Here is a 25,342-nt window from a genome sequence, read left to right as displayed (position 1 = left end):
ACTAATGACCAATGACTAATTATTAAAAATCATGTCACAAGATAAAGAATTAGAAATCCAGATGCAATTTCTGGAAGAAGCCACAGATTACCTCAATACCTTAGAGGCAGTCTTACTAGAAATCGATACCAGCCATCGTATAGATTTAGAAAAAATTAATGGCGCACTCCGCGCTGCCCACTCTATTAAAGGTGGTGCGGCAATGATGGGATTTCGGGTGTTAAGTGATTTAGCACACCGTTTAGAAGATGCCTTTAAAGTTTTAAAAACCCGCAAAAGTTCTTTAGAAATTGACCAACAATTGCAAAGTTTATTACTTTCAGCAATTGATTGGATGCGGCAAATTGTTGAATTATTATCAACCCAAAGTGCTATAGAAGAAGAATGGTTAACGAGTTTTTGTTATCCTGTTTTTGATGAACTTTATCAACGTTTGGGTGATCCTACTCCCGAAGATGCGACAACAATGTTGTCCCCAGAAGATGGACAGAATATTATTCCTTTGTTATTTGAAACCGAAGTCGAAGGTTGTTTGCAACGTTTAGAAGCTGTGTTGGCTGATAGTCAACAACCTTGCTTGCAGGAAGAAGTGGCGATTATGGCGGCGGAATTAGGCGGTTTGGGAGAAATGCTGCAATTGTCAGCCTTTAGCCAACTGTGTGATTCTATCAAACAAACAATAGAATCTGCCGCACCAGAGCGCATCTCAGACATTGCTCAGATAGCATTGCAAACATGGCGGCGATCGCAAGCTTTAGTTTTAACCAATCAACTCGATAGTCTACCTAGGGCAATTGAGTTGAGTGAAATACCAACTACTTCCACAACTTATAATCAAACTGCGCCACTGTCAACCGCAGATGCCATCGCTCAATTCTTGGCGACAGATAACGGCGTTCACCCAGAAATAGAATTAGTCGAAATACCTGTAATTCACCAAGAAATCGAAATAGCTGCAAGTAATTTTGTACCTGTAGAAGCAGATATTCATCCTGTGAATCTGCCGGAAATTAACAATATTATTGCTGAACATAAAACTGAATTAATTGCTCCCAGCAAAGACCGCGAACATTCCGAAAATACAGTCCGAGTTCCTAGTAAACAACTAGAACAAATTAATGATTTATTTAGTGAACTAATTGTCCAGAGAAACGGACTGCATTCGCAACTAGAAAAATTACGTAAACTCTCACGTAATCTCGGACAGAGAGTGCAGAATCTGGATAGAGAAAATCAAGAATTACGCATGGCGTATAACCGTGTGATATCAGCTAGTATCCGGCAAAATAACAGTTCAGAAATAGATACTCAGCACTCAGTACTCACTACTCAGCCCTTATCCACCACGCATCACTCTCTCGAAGAAATTCATTTGCGATCGCAAGATATCGCCGAAACAATTGTCCAGGTGCAAGAAGTCTCCACCGACATTCAATTAAGTGCCGATGATGCCGATTTAATTGCTCGCAAATTAAACAAAACATCCAAGCAATTACAAACCAAACTCAATCAAGTGCGGATGCGACCAATTTCCGAATTAGTCGAGCGTTTTCCTAGAGCTATCCGTGACTTAAATGTCGAGTATGGCAAAAATGTCCAGCTAAAAATTGAAGGCGGTAATACTTTAATTGAACGCAGCATTTTAGAAGCATTAAATGACCCCTTAATGCACTTATTAAGAAATGCTTTTGATCATGGCATTGAAGAACCAGCCACCCGCCACCACTTAGGTAAACCAGAACAAGGATTAATCGAAATTCACGCCACTCATCGCAGTAATCGAACTATTATTAGTATGCGCGATGATGGACGCGGAATTTCTTTAGAAAAAATTCGTTCTCGCGCCTTAGCAATGGGGTTAGATAGTTCATTATTAGAAAGTGCCAGTGATGATGAACTACTATCACTAATCTTTGAACCAGGGTTTAGTACCTCCGAAACAGTCACCGCCTTATCTGGGCGTGGTGTAGGGATGGATGTGGTACGCAACAACCTGAAACTGGTACGTGGCGATATCACAGTTGACACTGAACCCGGCGTTGGTACGACTTTCACCTTATCAGTACCCTTTACCTTATCTGTGGCGAGAGTGCTGTTAGTCGAAACAGGTAAAATATTGCTGGCATTTCCCACCGATGTCATCTCAGAAGTATTTTTACTCCAAAGCGATCGCATCATCTCAATGGGAGGTAGCGAAGTCATCAACTGGCAAGGTACAATGCTGCCATTAATTCGCCTGGGACAATATCTGGAATTTAACTGTCCCCGCTACGACAGTCCCGAACTGGAAACTCCCGCCGCCATCAACGCCAACAGCGTCTTAATCGTTAAAGGTAACAATCAAACAGTTGCCATTCAAGTAGACCGTTGCTGGGGTGAACAAGAAGTTGCTATCCGCCAAGTTGAAGGGAATATACCCTTACCAGAAGGCTTTAGTAACTGCACAATTCTCGGTGATGGCAGAGTTGTGGCCTTAGTCAGTGCGAATGAATTACTCTATTGGATTGCTACCAATCAAAATACCCCGAAAAACAATCAATTACCCTCCGTCCGATTAAAAACACCCTTCCTGTTCGTTGACAGCGAAAAACTTGCAGCCTTACCTCCCAAGCCCAAAGGCAAGATTTTAATCATCGATGACTCTATTAACGTCCGCCGTTTCTTAGCACTTACCTTAGAAAAAGGTGGCTATCAAGTAGAACAAGCCAAAGACGGACAAGACGCTTTAGAAAAACTCGAAACAGGCTTACAAATTGCCGCCGTCATTTGTGATATTGAAATGCCGCGTCTGGACGGGTATGGATTTTTAGGCAAAGTCAAAAACAATGGTGATTTGAAAAATATCCCCGTTGCTATGCTGACTTCCCGTAGTAGCGATAAACATCGCCGAATGGCAATGCAGCTAGGTGCTAGGGCTTATTTTTCTAAACCTTATAATGAGCAAGAACTACTCCGTACCCTAGAACAACTCATTGGTAATATAGCCGAGAGTGCAGCTTCTAATTAAATAGGACTTACAGCACTGAGGATTCAGTAATGAGTCATAAATTTACTTATGACTCATTACTCATTACTGCGATCGCGGGAATTTTCCCTCCTTTCTATAAAATCAAGTAGAGACGTTGTATACAACGTCTCTAGCACAACTGATCTTAATGCTTCAGTCCTGTTTTATCTTGAAGGATGTTAACCGATATTAACCTTGACTACTTTTTGTTTTTCTGCTTCTGATTTTGGCAAAGTTAACCGCAGAATACCATCTTTATATTCCGCTTCTACTTTGTCATGTTGAACTAAAGAAGGTAATGGAATTATTCTTTGAAATCTGCCATAACGGAATTCCGAACGACTGATGCCTTTTTCCTCAATTTTAGTTTCAGATTTACGTTCACCACTAATAGAAACTGCTTCTGGTGTAACTTCAACATTGATATCTTTGGCATCTAGTCCTGGTACTTCTAGCCGCAGATGAATGGTATCGTCTGTTTCTTCAATTTCAGCAGCCGGGACAAAATTAAATGCTGTTCTTTCACCACCATTTGTAGGTGTTAGTCTGTCAAACAAACGATTCATTTGCCTTTGTAAAGTTTCCAGTTCTCGGAATGGTTCTAGGCGTTCAATATCACGAAACGGTTCCCAACGAATAAGTGCCATATCTATCACCCCTAAAATGAAAGATTTGGGATAATGAAGCTTAATTACAGGCTTATTTGTCGGTCAGTAATAGTTGAATCTTTTTGGAATATCAAGCCTAATCTCAAGCTTCTTGATTACACTTTAGCTTAAAATATTCTAGCTAGAGGTTCGGTTTTATAACAAAGTGCGATCGCAATAACCGTACCCACTTAATATAGTTTTGATTTTGTACCTTTTCGCTCAGTAAAGTTAGTTTCGCTTTTTCTAAGTAATGGGGGTAGTGAGTAATAAGTAATGAGTTAAAAGTTATGCCGTAACTATAGGACTTACGCAATAACCCTCTCAAATCCTCTTAACTTCGTGTCCTACCCTGCGGGAAGCCGCTATCGCGTCTATGCGCTCTTTGCGGTACCCTGCGGGAAGCCGCTTGCGCGTCTACGTTTTTTCATGATTTTGCGTAAGTCCTGAACTATATCAAACTCTTCTAACTTTGTGTTCTAACCTGCGGGTAGCCGAAGAAAACGTCTACGCTTTTTCATGATTTTGCCTAAGTCTTATAAATAATACCTTTTCTTGTTGAAGATGCACTTTATTCTCTGCTTTGGCGCTTCATGAAGAATTGGTATAAGGGGTATTTATCATTACTCCTTACTCTTGGCTGTAACCCTCGTCTCGTTGAACAAGATATTACTATTAATTTATTTGATACTTGCACGCTCTATGTGTGTATTCTATTGATCAAAGTTTAGCTGAATAGAGATTTAGTGTGTGTAAGTGGGCAATCTAAATATATAGCAATCCTATTTGATTTTTAAATTATTGGTTGAGGCTGGGAATAGGGAGTAGGGAGTGGGGAGTAGATTTGTTTGTAATTCATTTAGGGTTGCTATAGGTTGTGATGTGTTGACATCTAAATTGGGTTAACACAGTGATCACTTATGCAGTCAGACAAAAAATAAGGACTGCATCAAGAGTACAGGGGTATAGGTTGTAGATAAACGGAAATCTTACACCCATATCAACAGGAAACTTTCTACCTAAGTTCTGAGAATCATCAATAAAACTGATAATGAGGTGTTATGTTTCAAGTTGTTGTAGGACACAGTAATGATCCTGATTCTGAAAATGCGATCGCAGAAGTTATTCAAAAATGTACCACTTCTCTCGGTGGGTTAATTCCCCAAGCGGGAATTTTATTCAGTGCGATTGACTTTGAACATACTTTAATTTTGCAACATATTCAACGAATTTTTCCAGGAATTCAGTTAATTGGTGGCACTACGAATGGCGAAATATCCTCAATTTTGGAATTTCAACAAGATTCTTTAACTTTAATGCTCTTTGCTACAGACGAAGTGGAAATTTACGCAGGTGTGGGACGAGAAGCATCGAAAAATCCGGCTTTGTCTGCTCAACAAGCGATCGCTCAAGCAACAGCCCATACTACATCTACACCACAATTATGCTTGACCTTTCCCGATAGTTTAACCAGTAATGGAGTGTTAATTTTAGAAGGTTTAAAACAAAGTCTTGGAGGGCAGATTCCCATTATTGGCGGTATGTCTGCTGATGATTATACCTTTGACAAAACCTACCAATTTTTTCAAGATGAAGTTTTAAATGATTCAATTCCAGTATTAATATTTTATGGAAAATTATTATTTTCCCACGGAGTAGCTAGTGGCTGGACTCCTATTAGTCAACGTAGTTGTGTCACAAAAGTAGATGGTAATGTCGTCTATGAAATTGATGGACAACGTGCATTAGATTTCTATCAGCACTATCTAGGCGAAGAACGATTTACAGCCAACTATGCAATTCACGCCCTAGCCGTTTTTGAGGATCAAGAACATTTTTATATGCGTGCGCCCAATGGCTACGATCAAGAATCTGGTAGTGTGACTTTTTTCTCAGATATTCCCGAACAAGCTATTGTCCAGATTACTGATGCAAACCGTCAAGATATTCTATTAGCTTCTGAGGCATCTTTGAAAAATGCTCTTGTTAATTATCCTGGGTTAGAACCAACGGCGGCTTTACTTATATCTTGTGCTGCTAGACGGCGAATTTTGGGAACTATGGCTAGTGAAGAGTATAAACTTGTCAAAACTCACTTACCACCAACTTTACCTTGCTGTGGTTTTTATGCTTATGGTGAAATTGCACCTTTGATGACTAAAGGCCAAACTCAATTTCATAACAAAACCTTTGTCACACTGCTAATGGGAACAAAATGAGTAATGGACGTATGGATGATTATCCTAATTCCATACAAATGCAAGAGTTGGAAAAGACAAACCGAATCTTGCGAAAAAAGTTGGAACGCTGCGAAACTGAACGTAGGCAGGTAGAATCTGATATTGCGACTAAAGAATTTTTACTCAAAAAAGTCATTTGTGAGTTAGAAACATCACAGAATAATTTACAGCAAAGAAGCCAAGAGTTAGAAAATACTTTATATAGTTTGCATCAAATGCAAGTTCAGATGATTCAAAGCGAAAAAATGTCGGCTTTGGGTCAAATGGTAGCGGGTATTGCTCACGAGATTAACAATCCTGTAAGCTTTATTTACGGCAATCTCAGTCATATCCAGGGCTATGTTGATGACTTGCTGCGTCTGCTTCAACTTTATCAGCATTACTTTCCTAACCCGCCAGCCGAAATTCAAAAAGAAAGTCACATCATTGATTTAGAGTTTCTCAAACAAGATGTCACTAAGGTACTGTACTCAATGAATATTGGGACAGAACGCATTCGGGAAATAGTATTATCACTCAGGAACTTTTCTCGGTTAGATGAAAGTGAGTTCAAAGCAGTTGATATTCATGAAGGAATTGATAGCACATTGTTGATTTTGCAACACCGTCTGAAAGCTAATGAGCAAAACCCAGAAATCTTAATTATTAAAGAATATGGTGATTTACCAGATGTAGAGTGCTACGCTGGGCAGATGAATCAGGTATTTATGAATATTCTGGTAAATGCCCTTGATGCGATCGCAGAATTTAATACCAAACGAACTTATCAAGCAATCGAGAATCATCCCAGTTGCATTACAATCCGTACTGACTTAATTGATTCCAAGTGGGTCAAAATTGCGATCGCTGATAATGCCAATGGCATTCCCGCCGCCATTCAGACACAAATTTTTAACCCATTTTTCACCACAAAACCTATTGGTAAGGGAACAGGAATGGGACTGGCTATCAGTTACCAAATTGTGACAGAAAAACATGGCGGTAAGTTAGAATTTTTTTCGACACCCGGACAAGGAACAGAATTTGTCATTCAAATTCCTCTCAGACAATCTCTTAATTAGTTCCATTGCATAGCCTCCAGGCACTATTTATCAGGACTTACGCACAAAGATTGTCTATGAAGATTGGGTGTAAGGGTGTGGCGTAAGGGTTTTAGATATATACACCCCTATACCCTGTACCCTTGCACCCTCGCCAAAACCCTTGATTTTTCGTTTTTATGCGTAAGTCCTATTTATTTCACTTCAACATCAAAATTTAGAATGATTATTGAGCAGAAATCAACTAAAAAAGCCTGGGCAGGGGCAATATCTCAACCAGCAACAGAATTTCCTCTCACACCATTACCAATTCTCTCTGGCAAAATCCCAGAAGGTTTACGCGGCACACTCTACCGCAATGGCCCAGGACGTTTAGAACGGGGCAATATCCATGTAGGACACTGGTTTGACGGCGATGGGGCAATTCTCGCAGTTAATTTTAATGCTGCTGGAGCCACAGGAGTTTATCGTTATGTACAAACTGCGGGTTATCAAGCCGAAACCGCCGCCGGGAAATGGCTTTACGGCAATTATGGTATGACTGCACCGGGGGCAATTTGGCATCAATGGCGCAAACCAGTAAAAAATGCTGCGAATACTTCTGTATTGGCTTTACCAGATAAACTCTTAGCACTTTGGGAAGGTGGACATCCCCACAGACTTGATTTAGCCACCTTAGAAACCCAAGGTTTAGATGATTTAGGTGGTTTAAAGCCGGGATTATTTTATTCTGCTCACCCAAAGGTTGATTTTTCAACTCAGGAGATTTTTAATTTTGGCGTGAGTCTGGGGTTAAATGCCACGCTGAATGTTTACAAAAGTGATAGGACTGGCAAAATTATTCAAAAAGCTCAGTTTTCATTAACAGGTTTGCCGCTAATTCATGATTTTGTTTTAGCAGGACAATATCTGGTGTTTTTTATTCCAGCCGTGCGGTTGAATTTGTTACCTATCGTTTTGGGAACCAGCAGTTATAGTGATGCACTCAAGTGGCGACCAAATTTAGGCACACAAATTTTAGTCATTGACCGTGAAACTTTGACTTTAGTCAGTCACGGAGAAACTGAACCTTGGTATCAATGGCATTTTGCCAATGGTTATGTTGATTCTAGCGGCGCAGTAATTGTGGATTTTACCCGCTATGATGACTTTCAAACTAATCAATATCTTCAAGAAGTTGTGGCTGGAAAAACTCAGACAACTGCCAAAAATACATTGACGCGAGTTGTGCTGCAACCCCAAACTGGCAAGGTGACAACAATTGAAACTTTATTAGACCGGACTGGCGAGTTTCCCAATGTACCAGCGCCAAATGTTGGGCAGAACTCGCGCTACACCTATATGAGTTTATTTCGTCAAGGTACAGATATTAGTCAAGAATTATTAAATGCGATCGCCCGTTTTGATCACAATACCCATACCCTCACCGAAGCCAACCTGGGCGAAAATCGTTATCCTTCAGAACCCTTAGCTGTGCAAGATATTCATCACCCGCAACAAAGTTGGGTACTCACTGTTGTCTATGATGGCAATTCTCATACTAGCGAAGTTTGGATCTTTGATAGCGATCGCCTAGACGCAGAACCAGTCTGTAAATTAAGTTTACCCAGCGTTATTCCCCACAGTTTCCACGGCACTTGGAAAGCTGCATCATCAACCTAACTCGAAGCACTCGTATAAAAACGCAAAGCAAACCGCCACCACTTAGTAGACAGCCAAAACAAAACAATTGCTAACACCAGCGCACCTATCAACCAACTAAACTGCACTCGTCCCAGCATCGCTTCTGCTGGCACAGTGGTTAAAAAAGTTACTGGTACTACAAAGGTAAAGAAAAAGCGGTAAGCTGCGGGGTAAGCCACCATTGGATATCTACCAGCCTCCAACAAACCCCGCAGCACTTCCGTGGCATTGTAAATTTTCACAAACCAAATGCTAGTAGCTCCCAGCATAAACCACAAGCTATAAAGAATTACTATCCCAAATAACAAAGGTACGGCACTTAGGAGATAATTATCAATTCCCAAGCCCAGGCGATTGCCTGCATAGCCAATAATCAAACTACCTAAAATTAGATCCGGTAATCCCCACGGTGAAAGAGTATGAGTAGATAGCCAAAATTGACTGCGAATCGGTTTGAGGAGTACAAAATCTAAAGTCCCTACCTGCACATGACTCACAATTTTATTTAAATTCGGAGCCAAAAATGTCGCAGAAAAACCTTGTAGAATCGTAAAAATTCCCAACACAATCAAAGCTGCTTCCCATGACCAACCCGCAAAAGTATAGCCAGTACGATAAAACAAAAACAAGCTAAAAATACTTCCGCCTAAATTACCCAAACTAGTAAGTGCAGCAACTACAAAGTTAAGTCGATACTCCATCTCTGCCGCTAAGGAGGTAGTCCAAAATAGCCGGATTAATTTCCAATATCTACTCATCTTCGTCTAACATCTCATTACACAATTAATTTAGCAACTGACACAACCTTTATAATCTGAATCACATAATAATTTTACTTAATGACAATATAGCAATCCTAAAGGATGTATAAACATCTATCTCCCTTGTCTCTGTTATTCACACATCAACTAAAACTGCTATATATAGGACTCATATTTGATTTATGAAAAAAATCAGTACACCCAGGTCAAGCTTCTTTTCTACTCCCTACTCCCCATTCCCTACTCCCTGCCTACACAACTAGATTCAGAAATCAAATCGGATTCCTATATATAATTGCTTATTCTTGAAAACGTGAGGTTTTATGCACTTTGATTTACCAGAATTAATTAAATCTATCGGCTACTTTGGAGTCTGGGCAATAATTTTTGCTGAATCAGGATTACTTATTGGTTTTTTTCTTCCAGGCGATAGTTTATTATTTACAGCCGGATTTGTGGCTTCTCAGCATTTACTGAATATTTGGGTTTTAATTATTGGTGCATTTATTTGTGCAGTTTTAGGCGACAACATTGGTTACACTACGGGGCATAGATTTGGCAGAAAATTATTTCAGAAAGAAGATTCTTTATTTTTTCATAAAAAACACGTCGTTAAAACGCAGAAATTCTATCAAAAACATGGCAAAAAAACTATTGTTTTAGCTAGGTTTGTTCCGATAGTGCGGACTTTTGCCCCAATTGTTGCTGGCTTGGGTGCTATGCAGTATCAAACTTTTATGTTTTATAACCTCATCGGTGGCTTTTTTTGGACTGTGGGGATGACTTTATTAGGCTTTTTCTTAGGAAAAACTTTACCTGCTGAACAAGTAGATAAATATTTGTTGCCGATTATTGGAATGATTATTGTGATTTCTTTAGTCCCTTCGATTGTGCATCTAGTTCAAGAAAACAGAGCTAAAAACTAGTAAATTGGATTATTGGTATTGCGATCGCTTAAACGTCAACTAGAATTTCTGTCTGAGTATATGTAAGGTGTGTTAGGCGCAAGCTGTAACGCACCAAAAGCTTTTCTATTAGATGTGTGTTACGCTGTCGCCAACATATCCTACGTGTATTTCACAAATTAAATATGAGTCTTGTATACCAATACAGTTCAGTTAAGGCAACAACTTAGACTGGTGTAGGTTGAGTGGAGGAACGGAACCCAACATTCACGCATACTTTGTTGGGTTACGCTATCGCTACACCCAACCTACTATTCTTATACCAATTTAAGAAAAGAATGCAACAGATAGAAATAAAGAAAGTCTTACTGGAGCTAGATTTCTTAATTGCGAATTGCGAATTGCGAATTGGTATTATTACTCATGCTGTACCTCACTTACTTCAAAAGTGCTGTAATTTCTGTCTTCAGGAGAATGAACTCTCAACGCCTGAGAATAAAAATAAATTTATGAATGCTTGGAACATCAATCTCTATCTCTTACGGGAAAACCTGCTGTTTTTTACAGTTTCCACATTTTTGATTGGGGTAATTAGTTGGGGCTGGAAAAACGCCAAGCCATATACTGTACCTTTACCTTTTCCTTGGTGGTATAAGTGGTGGTTTTTAACGATGCAAATACTCGGTGTACTACTACCACTACTAATTATGCTCCTGTGGGGCGTATGGTGGAAACAGGGCATCGTGTTAGCTGTACTGGGCTGGTACTTTATTATCTTGGTTTGGCAAATTTTTTTTGAAACCTTCACCCTGAGAAAACTACAACATGTTGTCTGGGTAATGGTTCCCTATATCTACCTCCCCTATCGTTTTTGGCAACTTTACGAAGGTTTGACGCTGTTGGGTTCTCAGACAGAACTACTTTGGGTGCGATATTTACTGATTTTGGAACTGGTGCTATGGATTGTCAATTACGCCATAGATGTAGCCCAACTTCCTCGGCTATTTCGCTGGGAAGTTAATTCAGCGCCTGTAATTAGTGATAATTGATAAATAGTATCAACTAGATTGAAAATATTTATGATCAGGCTAGAAACTCTGAGTGTTGGAGTTATGCTTGCTGTCGTAAACTGATAAATACAGCAAAATGCAACAAACAATCTCAAAAACTTGCATTCTTTAACAGCCTCATTTACAGTCAAGATAGATTCTTTAAAGTTCAATTATGTAGATAAGACTCTAGTTTTATCTACAAACAGTATCTTATCTTACATTTAGGAATTTTTTTAAACTCTTTTTTTAATCATTTATTGAGAAATATTTGCAATATGGTAGTTAAAATTAGAACTTTACAAGTGAGCGACTTCCGTGAACTGTACAAAATACGGAAAGAATCGCTATCTAAAGACAAGATGCTACTCTTGTACACTCGCCACAGTCATAATTTAATCAAAAATTTAAAATTTTTCCTGAAAAGTACAGCAATAACTTTTTGGAATTTAGCTGACAATATTGTAGAGATTTTATTAACTAGACAGTTTTTGTTGAGAAAGAATGTTATAAAGTGGCAGTTTGCTTTTAAGCCGTAAATGCAGATTATTTTTGTTTATCTTGTGGAGATGAATAAATTGTAGTCATCAACACAATTTTGTTTACGCCTTCATTATCTGTAAAGCCAACAAACGAGATAAGTTCGATGAATACCTTTTTTTGTTCTGACTATGCGCGACAAGTAGGTGAAGAATTAATTGGTAGTGCTACCAATTACGAAACATATATTTTAGTTGAGTGTCCACCACCTTGGACTACAGAAGCTTTTAATTCTCGCTGGGTTCCTAAAAACTTACAACTTTTGGTAGAAGAAATTACCCGTGCAAAACTACCAATTAGATTTCTATTAATTGCTAATGATGTATCCCATAAAGCAGACGAAACAACACTGTTAATTTATCAAAAAAAGCAGGGTTTAAGTCATGGATACTGTAAGTATGAATTTCACTTACCAAATATCGAGTTAGTCGCAGGTGTTGTCAAAAAATGGTTAGCACATAGCACTACTGATTATCAAGTATATACAGACGCAACAAGAGATATTTTAGTGTGTACTCATGGTAGTCATGATAAATGCTGTGCTAGATATGGCAATCCTTTTTACTTCCACGCTGCTCATACGGTAGCTGATTTGCAATTAGATAATGTGCGCTTGTGGAAATCTAGTCATTTTGGCGGACACCGTTTTGCACCAACAGCCATCGACTTACCAGAAGGCAGATATTATGGTGTTCTTGACCAAGAAACATTCCAAGCAATATTAACCCGTACTGGCGACATTCACTGTTTGGAAAAAGTTTATCGTGGATGGGGAATTTTACCAACTCAGTTACAGGTTTTAGAACGAGAATTAATCTTACATCATGGCTGGGATTGGTTTAATTACAAAGTCTCCGGCAAAATCCTGGAACAAAGTTTAGATAATCAGACATTTCTTGGTGAAATCAGTTGCGAAAGTCCTGATGGTTCTCTCTATACCTATCAAGCTCAACTCATTCAGGATAGTCATAAATCTATTAAACTCAGAAGTGCTTGTAATTCTCAAAAAGAGTCAGTATTAGTTAAATATGCTATAGCTAATGTCTGGCTATCCTCTACAAAGGTGGTTAGTTTTGCTCAATAAAAATTCCAGGGTTACTCATCTACCAATAATTATGTTTATTGATAAAAATTGAGTTAATAATCAAAGAAATAAGTAGAAATCAGATTACCGAAGTGTGGATACTTCGACTGCGCTCAGTATCCACACTTTGGCAAGCTCAGTGCATCGCTTCGCTCAACTTTCTTCTAGTCATCTTATTGAGCATTGAGCGTTCGCGTAGCGTCTCCCTTGGGGAGAAGTCGAAATGCGTCTTGTTCACCTACTTCTCATATATATATAGCAATCCTAAATCATTTGTGAAATTCTCTTTCTTTTCTTCCTTCTCTTTTTTTGTGTCCTACCCTTCGGGAAGCCGCTATCGCGTCTATGCGCCCTTTGCGGTTCGTTAAAAATAATAATTTTTTACAACTCAGATAGGATTGCTATAGTGTAGAAGTTTATATTTCCACTCTATAGAATCATGAGATTAAATTCCTAACATCTGTAAGTTGTGTAAGGTTGCATACATCCCTCCTTGTTCTAACAGTTCTTCGTGGCTACCTTGTTCAATTAATTCACCCCGCTTGAGAACAAAGATGCGGTCTACGTTGCGGATTGTAGATAGGCGGTGAGCAATAATAATTGCAGTACGTCTGACTAAAAGTTGATTGAGTGACTGCTGAATTAATGCTTCTGTATTCACATCTAAACTAGCGGTTGCTTCGTCTAATACAAGAATTTGGGGGCTACGAATAGCAGCACGGGCGAAGGCTAATAGTTGTTTCTGTCCGCTAGAAAGATTTGTGCCGCGTTCTCGCAATTGAGTATTGTAACCTTGGGGTAATTCTTCAATAAACTGAGCAATGTTGGTATTTTGTGCAGCTAATTCAATTTCCTCGAATGTGTATCTGTCTCCGAGAGTGATGTTACTTTTGACATCGCCAGCAAATAAAAAGCCTTCTTGTAAAATTACGGCCATATAGCGGCGTAAGTCTGCCTGGGGAACTTCTCGAATATCTACTCCATCAATTAAAATTCGTCCTTGGGTGGGTTCATAAAGACGACACAGCAGGCGAATAATAGAACTTTTACCTGCGCCTGTGGGGCCGACTAAGGCGATTTTTTCACCGGGACGAATTACAAAGTCTAAGTCTTTGATGACAAAATCATCGTCTTTGTAAGCAAACCAGACATGCTCAAAGCGAATTTCTCCTAATTCTGGGGCTGAATTGAAGGTTTGTGCTTCCATTTCAGCAATGATTTCGTCTATGTAACCGAAGCTATGATCAAAAACTGAGAAGCGTTGATTATTAAGATCGCGGATTTCTATCGGTTCATCTAAAATATCGTTAATTCGTTCAATCGCCGTAAAGCCCGCTTGAATAACGGTAAATTTCTCTGCAAAATCTCGCAATGGGTCAAATAATCTCTGGGCATACAGAATAAAGGCAGACAAGACACCAAATGTCAAGCTTTGTTCTAAAAGTAACCAACCACCCATCCACAATACACCAGCGATCGCAACTAAGCCAATCCATTCCAAGGTAGCTGAAACGGCTGAATCATAAAATATGGTTTGATCCATTTGGTCAACGTAGCGGTTGTTAACAGTACGAAACAACTCTGCGTTAATTTTTTCTCGCCGAAACAACTGCACTACATTAATCCCAACAATATTTTCTTGTAGCTGGGAATTTAACAACGATAGTTCATCTCGCGCTTTGTAATTGGCTTTGCGGTACTGTTGCTGAAAGTAAATAATTAACCAGGTAACAGGTAACAAGATTAACAGCAGCAAACAAGCAAGTTGCCACTGAATAGACAACATAATCCCAATAATCACCACCATCGAAAATATATCGGAGACTATGCCAATTGCTCCAGTAGAAAATACATCTCCCAAAATTTCTACATCACTGGTGAGTCTGGTAATTAATTTGCCAACGGGTGTACGGTCAAAAAAGCGGACTGCCAAAGATGTGACATGCTTAAACAAGTCCTGTCGAATGGCGGCTGTGATATTTTGTCCTAATTTCTGGAGTAGATAGCCTTGAATACTGGTGAAAAATAATCGGGTGACAATGGCAACCAATATAAAGCCTTCCAGAATATTGATGCCTTGCCATAACGGCAGATTCCTGAGAAACTCATAAGTACTTGGCTCATTGCGAATCAGAGAAATAGCTTGCCCAATCAACAATGGTTGTATGGCACTTGCTAAGGCGATCGGCACAAGCAAGATTATTGCCAAAGTCAGCAATCTAAGATGACGGCGGGCATAGGGAACTAAACGTAAAAATAATCGCCAGTCATTGCTATGCGATCGCTCTCTTCTGTAAGATTTTTTTCGGGGTTGGTAGATGCTCATAATGGGAGCATGAAATTAATTGGATTTTGCACTGGGAAAACACGCTTATTTAATGTAGCACCCACACCTGCGGTTTAATGATATGTCAGAGATAGAAACTCCCAGGCTGCGGTTAAGACACTTCGTCACAGATGACTTTGATGATCTGTTCCGTATATACAGTGATACAGAAGTCATGAAATACCTCTCCCCAAGAAATAAGGAACAAACACAAGCCAGCTTACACAAACATATCCAGCATTGGCAACAACATAATTTTGGTATGTGGGCAGTAGTTTACAAAGATAACGGTAAACTGATTGGGCGTTGCGGGCTAGGTTTTTTGGACAATACCTCAGAAGTTGAACTGGGTTACGTGTTGGATAAATCTTACTGGAATATGGGAATTTGCACGGAAGCCGCCACCGCAACAATAAAATATGGGTTTGCAGAAGCTAGATTAAATCGTATAGTAGCGATTGCTCATCCAGACAACATCGCCTCAGTGCGTGTCATTCAAAAAGTTGGCATGAAATACGAAAAAAACGCCCGTTTCTACAATGTAGATGTGGTTTACTATGCACTCAACCAAGAAGCGTGGCAATTGAGACAATTTAGCTAAACATTTAATTGCGATCGCTACTCAACAGCACAAAATCAAAAATGCTTGCGATCACCTCCACAATTTACCATAGCGATCGCTTGATTTTATCAACTAGATTGAGAGAGGTTTACTAAGTAATTCTCTAAATCATTTTGACTAGCAAAATCTAATAACGCCTCTGCTAAATCTTCCAATTGAGTAATAGATAAAGCCTGAATTTGCTCTTCTATCCGTGGATTAACTGCATCAAAGCGACGTGTTAACTGACGTAAGATAAGTTGTAACGCTTCTTTTTTCTTTCCACGTTCTTCTCCCTTTTGCAAAATATCTTGGTAAATTACAGACTCTTGCATAATCTCCTCCCTGAAAATTTGTGTAATTAAGTTTTTCTCAAACCGCAAACCAGCTATCATTTGAACACAAGCTGAGATAAGTAGTTAAACATAATTAATTACACAAAGTCATTGCGAATGGAGCGAAGCGAAATGAAGCAATCGCAAGGGCTGGGATTGCTTCGCTTCGCTCGCAATGACTGTAATTAATTTTGCGTGGTTACTTATTTTGTCGCTCATCTGTTTTTCAATCATATCGACAGCTGCCGCCACTTGCTCTAATAATGCTTGGGGTGAGTTGCTTTTAGCTAATGTCGCTAGTGGTAACAGTGCAGGGTTGGCTAACAGTAGTGTGGGTTCTTCTTCCCATAAGCGAATCACTCGATATTTGTGTATGGTGTTGCTGTCTGTGTATTGAGTGTTATACACAATCTCTGAAGATGTTGGTTGCAAGAAGATTAACACTTGATAAATTTCACACCAGAAGTATTGACGTTTTAATCTGATGTAATAATCCAGCATTCTAAAATCAAGTGGTGGTATTGATTGGGGTGTAGTTTGGAACTCGATGTGTAAGATTTGATTGGCGATTTGTAGGAATGTCACCGAATCAGCACGAATTGGTTCCAGGGTAAGTTCGGTTTTGAGTACTTGAATATTATCTGTAGTGTCAGATGCAAGTAACCATTTGGCAAACTCGGCAGGATAAGTTTCGGCTAGGTATTTGCAGGTGTTATCGTAACTCAAGGTGATATTGTACTAAAGCGATCGCTTCCACAATTTACCATAGCGATCGCTTGATACTCTCAGTCATTAGAACACAACCCCGATTGTTGAGTCGGGGTTGTAATTTCAAGTTATGCAGTAAAAATTTGCCGAATTAAAATACTCATCACTTCATCAGAGTCTTCTGCGGGTAATAATGGACTCCAATCTCCGACATTTGCATAACCAATCGCCTGCAAGTAGTGTATTGTGCTGGTGACAGCTTTGGGCGAACCAATCAACAAATGTTTAATTCGTTCTCTTTTAGAAAATGACTGCGGTGCAATAGGTTGTTGATTTTCGGGGTTTTCTCTCTCTTGTGCCATGATAGTAATCGACTCCTATTTAGGTGTTGAAAGAAAGGCGATTGCGGACTCTTCCCGGAGGGCGATCGCCTTTCTCATATCTTTATATTAAGGTATAATTTTATACTTGTCAATCACTAAAACAAAAATATTGACAACAAATTTTTCCTGCTAATTAAGACAATTAGAGGATTTTCCTAGAATTTATACTATGTATAATATTTTGTTATTTATGGTACGTAAAATAAAGATGAGCGATCGCATTTAGGGAAATCAAGCGATCGCAAAATCCGTATATTATTTGTTCACAAATAAAAATTACTCATCCACGAGGTTCTTTTGTTGTCAGAAACACGTCACCTGTGATGAAATTCTATACTTTTCTGGAATTGAGGGCGTTTGCGTTGAATCAGTCTCTTGATTATGTTGCGCTTCACGCCCTTACACATGAACGAACAGCGTCAGCAAGCCTATCTCAACCTCATTCGCATTCTGTTAGATTCTCCCAATGGTGAAGAAGTCGAGATTTTAGCTGCACACCAAGACTTACTTGATGCTGGCTTAATACAAAAAATGCTGGAAATAGCAAGTAATCTATTAAGCCGAGGCGGATTAGACCAAGCTAACCGTTTAATGAATATAGTGGGACAGCAACTTGGGGTTTATAGTGAATTATCATTGACTGCCACAGAAAAAGAATATTTTAATTTTTTATACCAAACGTTACAAGCAACCGCAGACAGCGAAGGTAATCCCCAGGTAGTTTACCCCTTGTTGGCACAAAATACAGACAAACTTGATGGAGTGTTTGCAGAAATACTACGTCGTTGGGGGACAAATAGACTGAGGGAAGGAACAGCAGATGAAGCGAAATATTTAGCAGCAGTTATTGTTGAATTTAGCAATTTAGTAGCGCAATTTCCCTTGGGTAGCAAAGCTAACAAGATGGAAATTGCTATTATCGGCTATGAAGTGGCTTTAACTGTCAGAACAAGGAAAGCTTTGCCTGTTGAATGGGCAGCAACGCAAAATAATCTCGCAAATGCCTACAGGGAGAGAATCAAAGGAGACAAAGCAGAGAATATCGAAAAGGCGATCGCTGCTTTTACTGCGGCTTTAACTGTCTACACCAGAGAAGCTTTGCCTATTGGTTGGGCAGGAACGCAAAATAATCTCGCTCTTGCTTACAGGGAGAGAATCAAAGGAGACAAGGTAGAGAATATCGAAAATGCGATCGCTGCTTTTACTGCGGCTTTAACTGTCGGAACTAGGGAAGCTTTGCCTGAAAAATGGGCAGGTACACAAAGTAATCTCGCTCTTGCCTACAGAGATAGACTCAAAGGAAACAGGGCTGAAAACATCGAAAATGCCATTGCTGCTTATACTGCGGCTTTAACTGTCTACACCAGAGAAGCTTTGCCTCTAGATTGGGCAATGACGCAAAATAGTCTTGCAAATGCTTACCAGGAGAGAATCAAAGGAGACAAGGCTGAGAATATCGAAAATGCGATCGTTGCTTATACTGCTGCTTTAACTGTCTACAGCAGGGAGGCTTTACCTCAAAACCATGCAGAAACTTTGTTCGGACGAGGAATTGCTTACCAAAATGCAAATCAGTTTGATTTAGCATACAATACTTTGAAATCTGCCATTGACACAGTAGAATCTTTACGAGAAGAAATAGTATCTGGTGAAGAAACCAAACGCAAACAAGCGGAACACTTTAACAATATTTATAGCCGCATGGTAAAAGTTTGCTTGCAATTAAATAAAACTACTGAAGCAATTGAATATGCTGAACGCAGTAAAACTCGCAATTTAGTAGAGCAAATCCTTGAACGTGACGCTAAAACCATCTTCCCTCCAGAAGTATTCACTCAATTAGAAAACTACAGGGATGAAATAGCCGTAGGACAATATCAAATCCAAAATGGTAAAGCTGAAAATCCCCAAGTCTTAGCAAAACATCTCCAAGAATTGCGACGACAGCGTAATGAATTACAAAACAAATATTTACCTGTTGGTTATAGTTTTGATTTTAATTCGTTTCAGGCTACTTTGAGTGAGAATACAGTCATTATTGAGTGGTATGTTCTTAATGATGAAATATTGGCGTTTATTGTCACAAATAAAGGAGAGGTAACAGTTTGGCAATCCCAACCAGAAGACCAAGAAGCTTTGTATGATTGGGGCAATCAATATTTACAAAATTACTACACTCAAAAAGACCAATGGCGCAATAATTTAGGAGTATCACTCCAAGAATTAGCCGCAATTCTCCACATTGATGAAATATTAACCCAGATACCAAAGCACTGCGATCAACTCATCTTAATTCCCCATCTTTTATTGCATTTTTTCCCACTTCATGCACTCCCAGCAAATCAAAATTCTGAAAACTCGCGCTGTCTTCTAGATTTATTTCCTGGTGGTGTCAGCTATGCACCCAGTTGTCAACTACTACAACAGGTACAACAGCGTAAACGTCCTGATTTTCAATCCCTGTTTGCGATTCAAAACCCAACAGGCGATTTAAACTATACAGATTTAGAAGTACAAGTTATTCAAAGCTACTTTAATACTGCCAACGTCCTGCAAAAAAAAGCAGCAACACTCACAGCAATTAATAATTCTGACTTAAATACTTACCACTGCGCCCACTTTAGCTGTCACGGGTTTTTTAACTTAACAAACGCTGGTAAATCAGCCCTAATTTTAGCAAATTCACCCGTCACAGATACACCAACAAAACCTGATTCCGAACGTTATCTAAATATAAGAGTAGGGGAAACCCATGATTTAGAAAAATGCCTTACCCTAGATAAAATCTTCAGTCTCAAATTAGAAAAATGTCGCCTCGTCACCCTTTCTGCTTGCGAAACTGGATTGATTGATTTTAATAATACCAGCGATGAATATATTGGTTTACCTAGCGGTTTTCTGTTAGCTGGTAGTCCCAGTGTTGTTAGTTCTCTCTGGAAAGTAAATGACATTTCCACCAGCTTTTTAATGATTAAATTCTACGAAAACTTAGTCAAACTTGATAACCTACAAGCAGGAGATATTGCCATAGCCCTGAAGGAAGCTCAAAACTGGCTGCGAAATTTAACTATTGAAGGATTAGATCAATTTTTAGAGGAACACAAACCCCAAATTGAAAAAGTCCTGGCTCAATTAAGAGTAGGACAACGCATCAGATTTCAAGAATCTTTGAAACTAATCAAGCAACGTCAACCTTTACCTTTTGCAAATCCCTACTATTGGGCTGGATTTATAGCTTCTGGGCTTTAAGCATCAGATTTCGGTACTTGACAAAACTTTTTTGCACCCAATTTAAACACCAAAAGGCTAAGTGCAGTCGCCGTACCTAAAGGAATACCTGCACTTGCAGCCAATGGTTCTATAATTGGAGCGATGAATCCAGATTCTAAAGCTTCTCGAACTTCTTCTTGACAAACAAATTGGCGAATTTTTTCCAACCAATCACTCAATCCTCTATCTGCTTCCTGTGCAGTTTCCCGCATAACTAGCAGTGGAATTGCATCATCTAAATAGCCTTCACAATCTTCTATTGCATCCAAAGCGGCTAAAGCCTCTGGACTATCTACCAACTGGCTGCGAAACTGAGCAATTTCCTCTGGTGTAAGGGTAATCATTTAATAGTTTGAACAATAAATAAAGACACGAAATACTCAGCAATTATACATTGAATGCCTAATCTGATGATACCGAGTCAAAAACCTCCTGCGCTGTTAATTTCAACTCCGGGAAAGTCGGCGATATAATACGGTTTGTTCCTCTAAACGGAGTCATCTGATATTCTCCGTCAATTAACTCGCACACAAAAATGGTAGGTTGTTTGGGATTACCAATAAATTTGCGCCCGCCCAGTGCAGCATAATCAACAATCCAATATTCTGGGATACCCATACCTTCATAGTCACGAAGTTTATCGTAGTAATCATCCTGCCAATTGGTTGAAACTACTTCAACTATTAGTTTTACCGAAGTCGCGTTTTGAATAACAGATTCTTTTTTCCAGCGTGTCTCAGTATCGATAGTTTCTTGATTTAACACAATAATGTCCGGTTCATATCCAGACTTATCGCGGTGCGGCTTAATAATAGATTCTTTAGGAATAGTCCAAATGCTGCGCTTACCCATCTCTCTAATTGTGATGAGTAATTCTTCAATCAAAAAACCAGCTAAATCAGAATGTTCGCCTGTAGGTTTAGGCATTTCGACAATCACCCCATCATGCAATTCGTAACGAACTTCTGATTTTTCGGGATACCATTCGATAAACTCATCAAAGGTGTATAACTTTGGTTCAGCTTGGGTTTGGGTCATCAGTTAACGCCTCCAAATAGTACTTGACCCTTAACTTGCCCAAAATCACACTGGGTTGAGCAAGCTTGATAGCTATTACAGCCAAACACTTGCTCAACCTCAGAGATTTTTAACGCATAGTCACGAATTCTTCAGCCGAAGTTGGATGAATACCGACAGTTGCATCAAAATCAGCTTTGGTAGCACCCATCTTAACAGCGATCGCTACTCCTTGAATAATCTCAGCCGCACTATTCCCCACCATGTGCGCCCCTACGACCTTATCAGTATTCTGATCAACGATCAGCTTCATCAAGGTTTTTTCATCTTTACCTGTCAGAGTGTAATACATTGGGCGAAAGCGCGATTTATAAATTTTCACCGCATCCCCGTATTTTTCTCTTGCTTCCGCTTCCGTTAAACCAACAGTTGCAGCTTCCGGTGTCGTGAAAATAGCTGTCGGCACGTTAGCATAACTCATGATTCGAGATTTACCACCAAACACCGTATCTGCCAACGCTCGACCTTCATTAATCGCAACAGGAGTCAAATTAATTTTATTTGTACAATCTCCCACTGCATAGATATTTTCTTCATGGGTGCGACTGTACTCATCTACCAAAATTGCCCCATCTCGATGCTGAACTGTGGTATTTTCTAAACCAAGATGTTGGGTATTGGGTTTACGACCAACAGCCGCTAAACTCACAGCATCAGCAACTACTGTTTCCTCACTATCTCCACTACCTTTGACTGTAACCTTTACACCTTCTGCACTTTTATCAATAGCAATTAGTTCAATATTATTCAGAATCCGAATACCGTGGTTAATCATCGACTGCTGAATTTCACTGCGGATATCTTCATCAAAACCACGCAAAATCTTATCTCCACGAATCACCTGTGTAACTTCACTACCTAATCCCTTTAAAATACAGGCAAATTCGCAACCAATATAACCTCCACCTAAAATTACGATGCGCTTGGGTTGTTCTTTGAGGTGAAAAATATCATCAGAAGTAATCGCATGTTCAATTCCCAAAATATTTGGTCTGACAGGTTTTCCACCAACAGCAATTAGTACTTTATCTGCGGTGACTTGGCGTTCCCCAACAATAATAGTGTGAGGGTCAACAAATTTACCATATCCTTGCAACACCTCAACTTTGGAATTATCCAACATTCTTTGGTAAATTCCATTCAGGCGGGTTACTTCATTGTTCACCACCGTAATCATCTTTTCCCAATCTAAATTACTCTCAACAGGACTCCAACCATACCCTTGAGATTCTGCAAATACATCAGGAAAATGAGAAGCATAAACCATCAATTTTTTAGGAACACAGCCACGATTAACGCAGGTTCCACCCAGTCTATCAAACTCGGCAATTCCCACTTTAGCGCCATATTCTGCCGCCCTTCTAGCAGTGGCAATTCCTCCAGAACCTGCACCAATTACGAATAAATCAAAATCGTAACTCATGTCTCCCCCATGAATAATTACTAATGCGTAATGCGTAACTCGCAATTAAATTAACGATTACGAATTACGCATTATCAACTACAAATTATTGTATTTAAGCAGTTACAGGTGTCTTTGCTTCCTTGAGGTAAGCCAGCATTGTATCTGCATCTGAAACTTCAAAAGGATCGGTAGGACAGTTATCTAAAAACCCTGGTTCAATGAAAATCTTTTCAATTTTGCCATCATCAACCACCATTGAGTAACGCCAAGAGCGCATCCCAAAGCCCAGGTTAGACTTATCTACTAACATACCCATTTTGCGAGTAAACTCGCCATTCCCATCAGGAAGTAAAAATACTTTATTTGCGCCTTGTTGTTTACCCCATTGGAACATGACAAAGGCATCATTTACAGAAATACAAATTATTTCATCAACGCCTAAAGCTTTGAATTCATCATATAGTTCTTCATAGCGTGGCAAATGGGAAGTAGAACAAGTAGGAGTAAAAGCTCCTGGTAAAGAGAAGACTACAACACGCTTGCCACCAAAAATATCTTGAGTAGTGCGGTCTTGCCAACGGTAAGGATTAGGCCCAGGTACAGACTCGTCACGCACACGGGTTTTAAATAAAACGTCAGGAACTCTGTCGATAACAGCCATATTTACCTCTTCAGCAGTTTATGTATGGGCGGTTAATTAAATTCTGCCATGTAAGTCAGAATAATTCTGATTTAAGAAATATGCAATAGTCATAAATACTTAAAAATCATAAATTTCCAAGCACACTTTCCAGTGAGTCAATACAGATGCTTGAAACTTAAGTCAAGACAATAAAAACCAAAACAAGCCGTCCAGAGGTTTTCACCCCAATGAGGTAAATTCATCTAGTCCCTAGCCTCTATCAACTTGTACTGGAATCAACCGAAAAACGCTGTCATAAAAGTACTTATGCCAGTATCACACCTCAACTATTACTGGTAATACTCGCAAAAGTCCTGTTATCCAACTATCTTCATACTCAAATCCAACCACTTTGACTGAGTAATCGGCGCACTACTAGAGATGTAATCAACACCCGTCGCCGCTAAATCAGCAATACTCTCTAAAGTGACATTTCCCGAAGCTTCAATTTTTACCAGACTATTGTGTTGACGAATCAGAGACACAGCTTCACGCACCATATCCAGACCCATATTGTCCAACATAATAATGTCGGCTTTATACTCTAATGCTTCTTTTACCTGCTCTATCGTTTCAGTTTCCACTTCAATTGTCAACGGATAAGGTATTTGAGAACGAATCCGGGTAATTGCTTCTTTAATCCCACCAGCCGCAGCAATATGGTTGTCCTTAATCATCACAGCATCATCCAACCCCATACGGTGATTGATGGCACCTCCCACAGCAGTTGCGTACTTTTCTAAGATTCTTAACCCTGGTGTGGTTTTGCGTGTATCCACAAACTGAACAGGGAAACCAGCAATTTCCTCTACATATTTATAAGTTAACGTAGCAATCCCACTCAAACGCATCGCTAAGTTTAGTGCGACCCGTTCCCCCATCAGTAGTGCATCTAATGACCCATGAATTTCAGCTATTACTTGTCCAGGTTCACAAAATTCACCGTCAGCCACAATAGTCGTAAAGCTAGTTTCTTCATTTAAAAGCTGAAATACCCTTGCTGCTAATGGTAGTCCCGCAATGATTCCTGGTGCTTTCGCCAGCCATTTTGCTGTTTTTAAGGTCGAATTTGAACTGAGGAGGGGATTGGTGGTGCGATCGCCCCGACCAATATCTTCCAACAACCAGCCACGCAATAGCGGATCTAACACTAGCCAAGGCGGTAAAACACCAACTTTATTCACGACCGTACTATTTCTCGAATCACTTTCAGAAATACTATACCCTAAAACCTATATCTCATAAGCTTTTTAGCAATATCACAAAAAAATTCCGAAAAACTTTTAGAGAAGAGGTTGACAGTGAGGGGAAGGTTAGTTATATTGGATAAGTGCCTGAGAGAGGGGGCGCTGCAAAGCGAAGCTCGCTCGAAGGGAACCGAACCATGAAAAGATTATAGTTTGAAAGCAATAATAACACAAGTAGCCTGCGTCAAGTAAATAAAATAACCGGGCTAAGGTTAGAAAAGAGTAGCCAAGAAAGGAATCAAAACGGAGAGTTTGATCCTGGCTCAGGATGAACGCTGGCGGTATGCTTAACACATGCAAGTCGAACGGAATCTTTAGGGATTTAGTGGCGGACGGGTGAGTAACGCGTGAG

Annotated in this window: 18 protein-coding genes, 1 rRNA gene and 1 pseudogene; 10 read left to right on the top strand and 10 right to left on the bottom strand. The window is 39.5% G+C overall.

Going from position 1 to position 25,342, the window contains the following annotated elements:
* Nucleotides 1–31: 31 nt before the first annotated feature.
* Nucleotides 32–3,007 carry a hybrid sensor histidine kinase/response regulator gene (locus H6G79_RS24260; protein WP_190592562.1) on the top strand — a complete coding sequence of 992 codons (2,976 nt, stop codon included), beginning with the start codon at nt 32–34 and terminating at the stop codon, nt 3,005–3,007.
* Nucleotides 3,008–3,186: 179 nt separating this feature from the next.
* On the opposite strand, the gene H6G79_RS24255 is transcribed toward H6G79_RS24260, so the two are convergent.
* Nucleotides 3,187–3,654, bottom strand: a complete 468-nt coding sequence (locus tag H6G79_RS24255) for an Hsp20/alpha crystallin family protein (protein ID WP_190592563.1) — start codon at nt 3,652–3,654, stop codon at nt 3,187–3,189.
* A gap of 1,061 nt (nt 3,655–4,715) precedes the next feature.
* Between H6G79_RS24255 and H6G79_RS24250 the strand changes: the two genes are divergently transcribed.
* The 3 genes from H6G79_RS24250 to H6G79_RS24240 all read left to right on the top strand — a co-directional run bounded on the left by H6G79_RS24250 (nt 4,716) and on the right by H6G79_RS24240 (nt 8,596).
* Nucleotides 4,716–5,873: an FIST signal transduction protein gene (locus tag H6G79_RS24250; protein ID WP_190592564.1), complete on the top strand. Its 1,158-nt coding sequence runs from the start codon at nt 4,716–4,718 to the stop codon at nt 5,871–5,873.
* Complete coding sequence (locus H6G79_RS24245; protein ID WP_396019816.1) at nt 5,870–6,955, top strand: sensor histidine kinase; 1,086 nt, start codon at nt 5,870–5,872, stop codon at nt 6,953–6,955. Before H6G79_RS24250 ends, H6G79_RS24245 begins: the two co-directional genes overlap by 4 nt.
* Before the next feature lie 201 nt (nt 6,956–7,156).
* Nucleotides 7,157–8,596 carry a carotenoid oxygenase family protein gene (locus tag H6G79_RS24240; protein WP_190592565.1) on the top strand — a complete coding sequence of 480 codons (1,440 nt, stop codon included), beginning with the start codon at nt 7,157–7,159 and terminating at the stop codon, nt 8,594–8,596.
* On the opposite strand, the gene H6G79_RS24235 is transcribed toward H6G79_RS24240, so the two are convergent.
* Complete coding sequence (locus H6G79_RS24235) at nt 8,593–9,375, bottom strand: ABC transporter permease (RefSeq protein ID WP_190592566.1); 783 nt, start codon at nt 9,373–9,375, stop codon at nt 8,593–8,595. The genes H6G79_RS24240 and H6G79_RS24235 overlap by 4 nt on opposite strands.
* 326 nt (nt 9,376–9,701) lie before the next feature.
* Between H6G79_RS24235 and H6G79_RS24230 the strand changes: the two genes are divergently transcribed.
* The 3 genes from H6G79_RS24230 (at nt 9,702) to H6G79_RS24220 (ending at nt 12,956) form a co-directional block, all read left to right on the top strand.
* Nucleotides 9,702–10,304, top strand: a complete 603-nt coding sequence (locus tag H6G79_RS24230; protein WP_190592567.1) for a DedA family protein — start codon at nt 9,702–9,704, stop codon at nt 10,302–10,304.
* Between the two features lie 488 nt (nt 10,305–10,792).
* The gene (locus tag H6G79_RS24225; protein ID WP_190592568.1) at nt 10,793–11,332 is read left to right on the top strand and encodes a hypothetical protein; all 540 of its coding nucleotides are present in this window, start codon (nt 10,793–10,795) and stop codon (nt 11,330–11,332) included.
* Between the two features lie 646 nt (nt 11,333–11,978).
* A complete protein-coding gene (locus H6G79_RS24220; RefSeq protein WP_190592569.1) occupies nt 11,979–12,956 on the top strand; it encodes a sucrase ferredoxin in 978 nt (325 codons plus the stop codon).
* A 445-nt stretch (nt 12,957–13,401) separates the two neighbouring features.
* Here the strand turns inward: H6G79_RS24220 and H6G79_RS24215 are convergent, their stop codons facing one another.
* Entirely contained in the window at nt 13,402–15,282 is a 1,881-nt protein-coding gene (locus tag H6G79_RS24215; protein ID WP_190592570.1) for an ABC transporter ATP-binding protein, read from the bottom strand.
* Nucleotides 15,283–15,364: 82 nt separating this feature from the next.
* On the opposite strand from H6G79_RS24215, the gene H6G79_RS24210 reads away from it, so the two are divergent.
* On the top strand, nt 15,365–15,883 hold the full coding sequence (locus H6G79_RS24210; RefSeq protein ID WP_190592571.1) for a GNAT family N-acetyltransferase: 519 nt from the start codon (nt 15,365–15,367) through the stop codon (nt 15,881–15,883).
* 89 nt (nt 15,884–15,972) lie between these two features.
* Here the strand turns inward: H6G79_RS24210 and H6G79_RS37765 are convergent.
* Both H6G79_RS37765 and H6G79_RS24200 read right to left on the bottom strand, forming a co-directional pair.
* Nucleotides 15,973–16,944: pseudogene (locus H6G79_RS37765) on the bottom strand (Rpn family recombination-promoting nuclease/putative transposase).
* Nucleotides 16,945–17,054: 110 nt separating this feature from the next.
* Entirely contained in the window at nt 17,055–17,288 is a 234-nt protein-coding gene (locus tag H6G79_RS24200; protein WP_190592572.1) for a hypothetical protein, read from the bottom strand.
* 402 nt (nt 17,289–17,690) lie between these two features.
* Here H6G79_RS24200 and H6G79_RS24195 point away from each other — a divergent pair, with 402 nt between their 5' ends.
* The gene (locus H6G79_RS24195; protein WP_242048531.1) at nt 17,691–20,558 is read left to right on the top strand and encodes a CHAT domain-containing protein; all 2,868 of its coding nucleotides are present in this window, start codon (nt 17,691–17,693) and stop codon (nt 20,556–20,558) included.
* Here the strand turns inward: H6G79_RS24195 and H6G79_RS24190 are convergent.
* The 5 genes from H6G79_RS24190 to nadC form a co-directional block, all read right to left on the bottom strand.
* Nucleotides 20,555–20,923 carry a hypothetical protein gene (locus H6G79_RS24190; RefSeq protein WP_190592573.1) on the bottom strand — a complete coding sequence of 123 codons (369 nt, stop codon included), beginning with the start codon at nt 20,921–20,923 and terminating at the stop codon, nt 20,555–20,557. The genes H6G79_RS24195 and H6G79_RS24190 overlap by 4 nt on opposite strands.
* Before the next feature lie 58 nt (nt 20,924–20,981).
* Nucleotides 20,982–21,617 carry a Uma2 family endonuclease gene (locus H6G79_RS24185; protein WP_190592574.1) on the bottom strand — a complete coding sequence of 212 codons (636 nt, stop codon included), beginning with the start codon at nt 21,615–21,617 and terminating at the stop codon, nt 20,982–20,984.
* Nucleotides 21,618–21,726: 109 nt separating this feature from the next.
* A complete protein-coding gene (gene gor, locus H6G79_RS24180) occupies nt 21,727–23,079 on the bottom strand; it encodes a glutathione-disulfide reductase (RefSeq protein WP_190592575.1) in 1,353 nt (450 codons plus the stop codon).
* 94 nt (nt 23,080–23,173) lie between these two features.
* Nucleotides 23,174–23,722, bottom strand: coding sequence for a peroxiredoxin (locus H6G79_RS24175; RefSeq protein WP_190592576.1), 549 nt, complete (start codon nt 23,720–23,722; stop codon nt 23,174–23,176).
* 338 nt (nt 23,723–24,060) lie between these two features.
* On the bottom strand, nt 24,061–24,927 hold the full coding sequence (nadC, locus tag H6G79_RS24170; RefSeq protein WP_190592577.1) for a carboxylating nicotinate-nucleotide diphosphorylase: 867 nt from the start codon (nt 24,925–24,927) through the stop codon (nt 24,061–24,063).
* Between the two features lie 303 nt (nt 24,928–25,230).
* On the opposite strand from nadC, the gene H6G79_RS24165 reads away from it, so the two are divergent.
* Nucleotides 25,231–25,342, top strand: a 16S ribosomal RNA gene (locus H6G79_RS24165); the annotation flags it as partial.

Origin of the sequence: Anabaena sp. FACHB-83 (genome assembly GCF_014697485.1) — a bacterium.
In the GTDB taxonomy this organism is placed as follows: Bacteria; Cyanobacteriota; Cyanobacteriia; order Cyanobacteriales; family Nostocaceae; genus Nostoc_B.
This window is presented reverse-complemented; position numbering and strand designations above follow the sequence as displayed.

Excerpts from the sequence above, each read along its gene's own strand:
- H6G79_RS24260 (WP_190592562.1), top strand. The coding sequence starts at position 32 with ATGTCACAAGATAAAGAATTAGAAATCCAGATGCAATTTCTGGAAGAA.
- H6G79_RS24255 (WP_190592563.1), bottom strand. The coding sequence starts at position 3,654 with ATGGCACTTATTCGTTGGGAACCGTTTCGTGATATTGAACGCCTAGAA.
- H6G79_RS24250 (WP_190592564.1), top strand. The coding sequence starts at position 4,716 with ATGTTTCAAGTTGTTGTAGGACACAGTAATGATCCTGATTCTGAAAAT.
- H6G79_RS24245 (WP_396019816.1), top strand. The coding sequence starts at position 5,870 with ATGAGTAATGGACGTATGGATGATTATCCTAATTCCATACAAATGCAA.
- H6G79_RS24240 (WP_190592565.1), top strand. The coding sequence starts at position 7,157 with ATGATTATTGAGCAGAAATCAACTAAAAAAGCCTGGGCAGGGGCAATA.
- H6G79_RS24235 (WP_190592566.1), bottom strand. The coding sequence starts at position 9,375 with ATGAGTAGATATTGGAAATTAATCCGGCTATTTTGGACTACCTCCTTA.
- H6G79_RS24230 (WP_190592567.1), top strand. The coding sequence starts at position 9,702 with ATGCACTTTGATTTACCAGAATTAATTAAATCTATCGGCTACTTTGGA.
- H6G79_RS24225 (WP_190592568.1), top strand. The coding sequence starts at position 10,793 with ATGAATGCTTGGAACATCAATCTCTATCTCTTACGGGAAAACCTGCTG.
- H6G79_RS24220 (WP_190592569.1), top strand. The coding sequence starts at position 11,979 with ATGAATACCTTTTTTTGTTCTGACTATGCGCGACAAGTAGGTGAAGAA.
- H6G79_RS24215 (WP_190592570.1), bottom strand. The coding sequence starts at position 15,282 with ATGAGCATCTACCAACCCCGAAAAAAATCTTACAGAAGAGAGCGATCG.
- H6G79_RS24210 (WP_190592571.1), top strand. The coding sequence starts at position 15,365 with ATGTCAGAGATAGAAACTCCCAGGCTGCGGTTAAGACACTTCGTCACA.
- H6G79_RS24200 (WP_190592572.1), bottom strand. The coding sequence starts at position 17,288 with ATGGCACAAGAGAGAGAAAACCCCGAAAATCAACAACCTATTGCACCG.
- H6G79_RS24195 (WP_242048531.1), top strand. The coding sequence starts at position 17,691 with ATGTTGCGCTTCACGCCCTTACACATGAACGAACAGCGTCAGCAAGCC.
- H6G79_RS24190 (WP_190592573.1), bottom strand. The coding sequence starts at position 20,923 with ATGATTACCCTTACACCAGAGGAAATTGCTCAGTTTCGCAGCCAGTTG.
- H6G79_RS24185 (WP_190592574.1), bottom strand. The coding sequence starts at position 21,617 with ATGACCCAAACCCAAGCTGAACCAAAGTTATACACCTTTGATGAGTTT.
- gor (WP_190592575.1), bottom strand. The coding sequence starts at position 23,079 with ATGAGTTACGATTTTGATTTATTCGTAATTGGTGCAGGTTCTGGAGGA.
- H6G79_RS24175 (WP_190592576.1), bottom strand. The coding sequence starts at position 23,722 with ATGGCTGTTATCGACAGAGTTCCTGACGTTTTATTTAAAACCCGTGTG.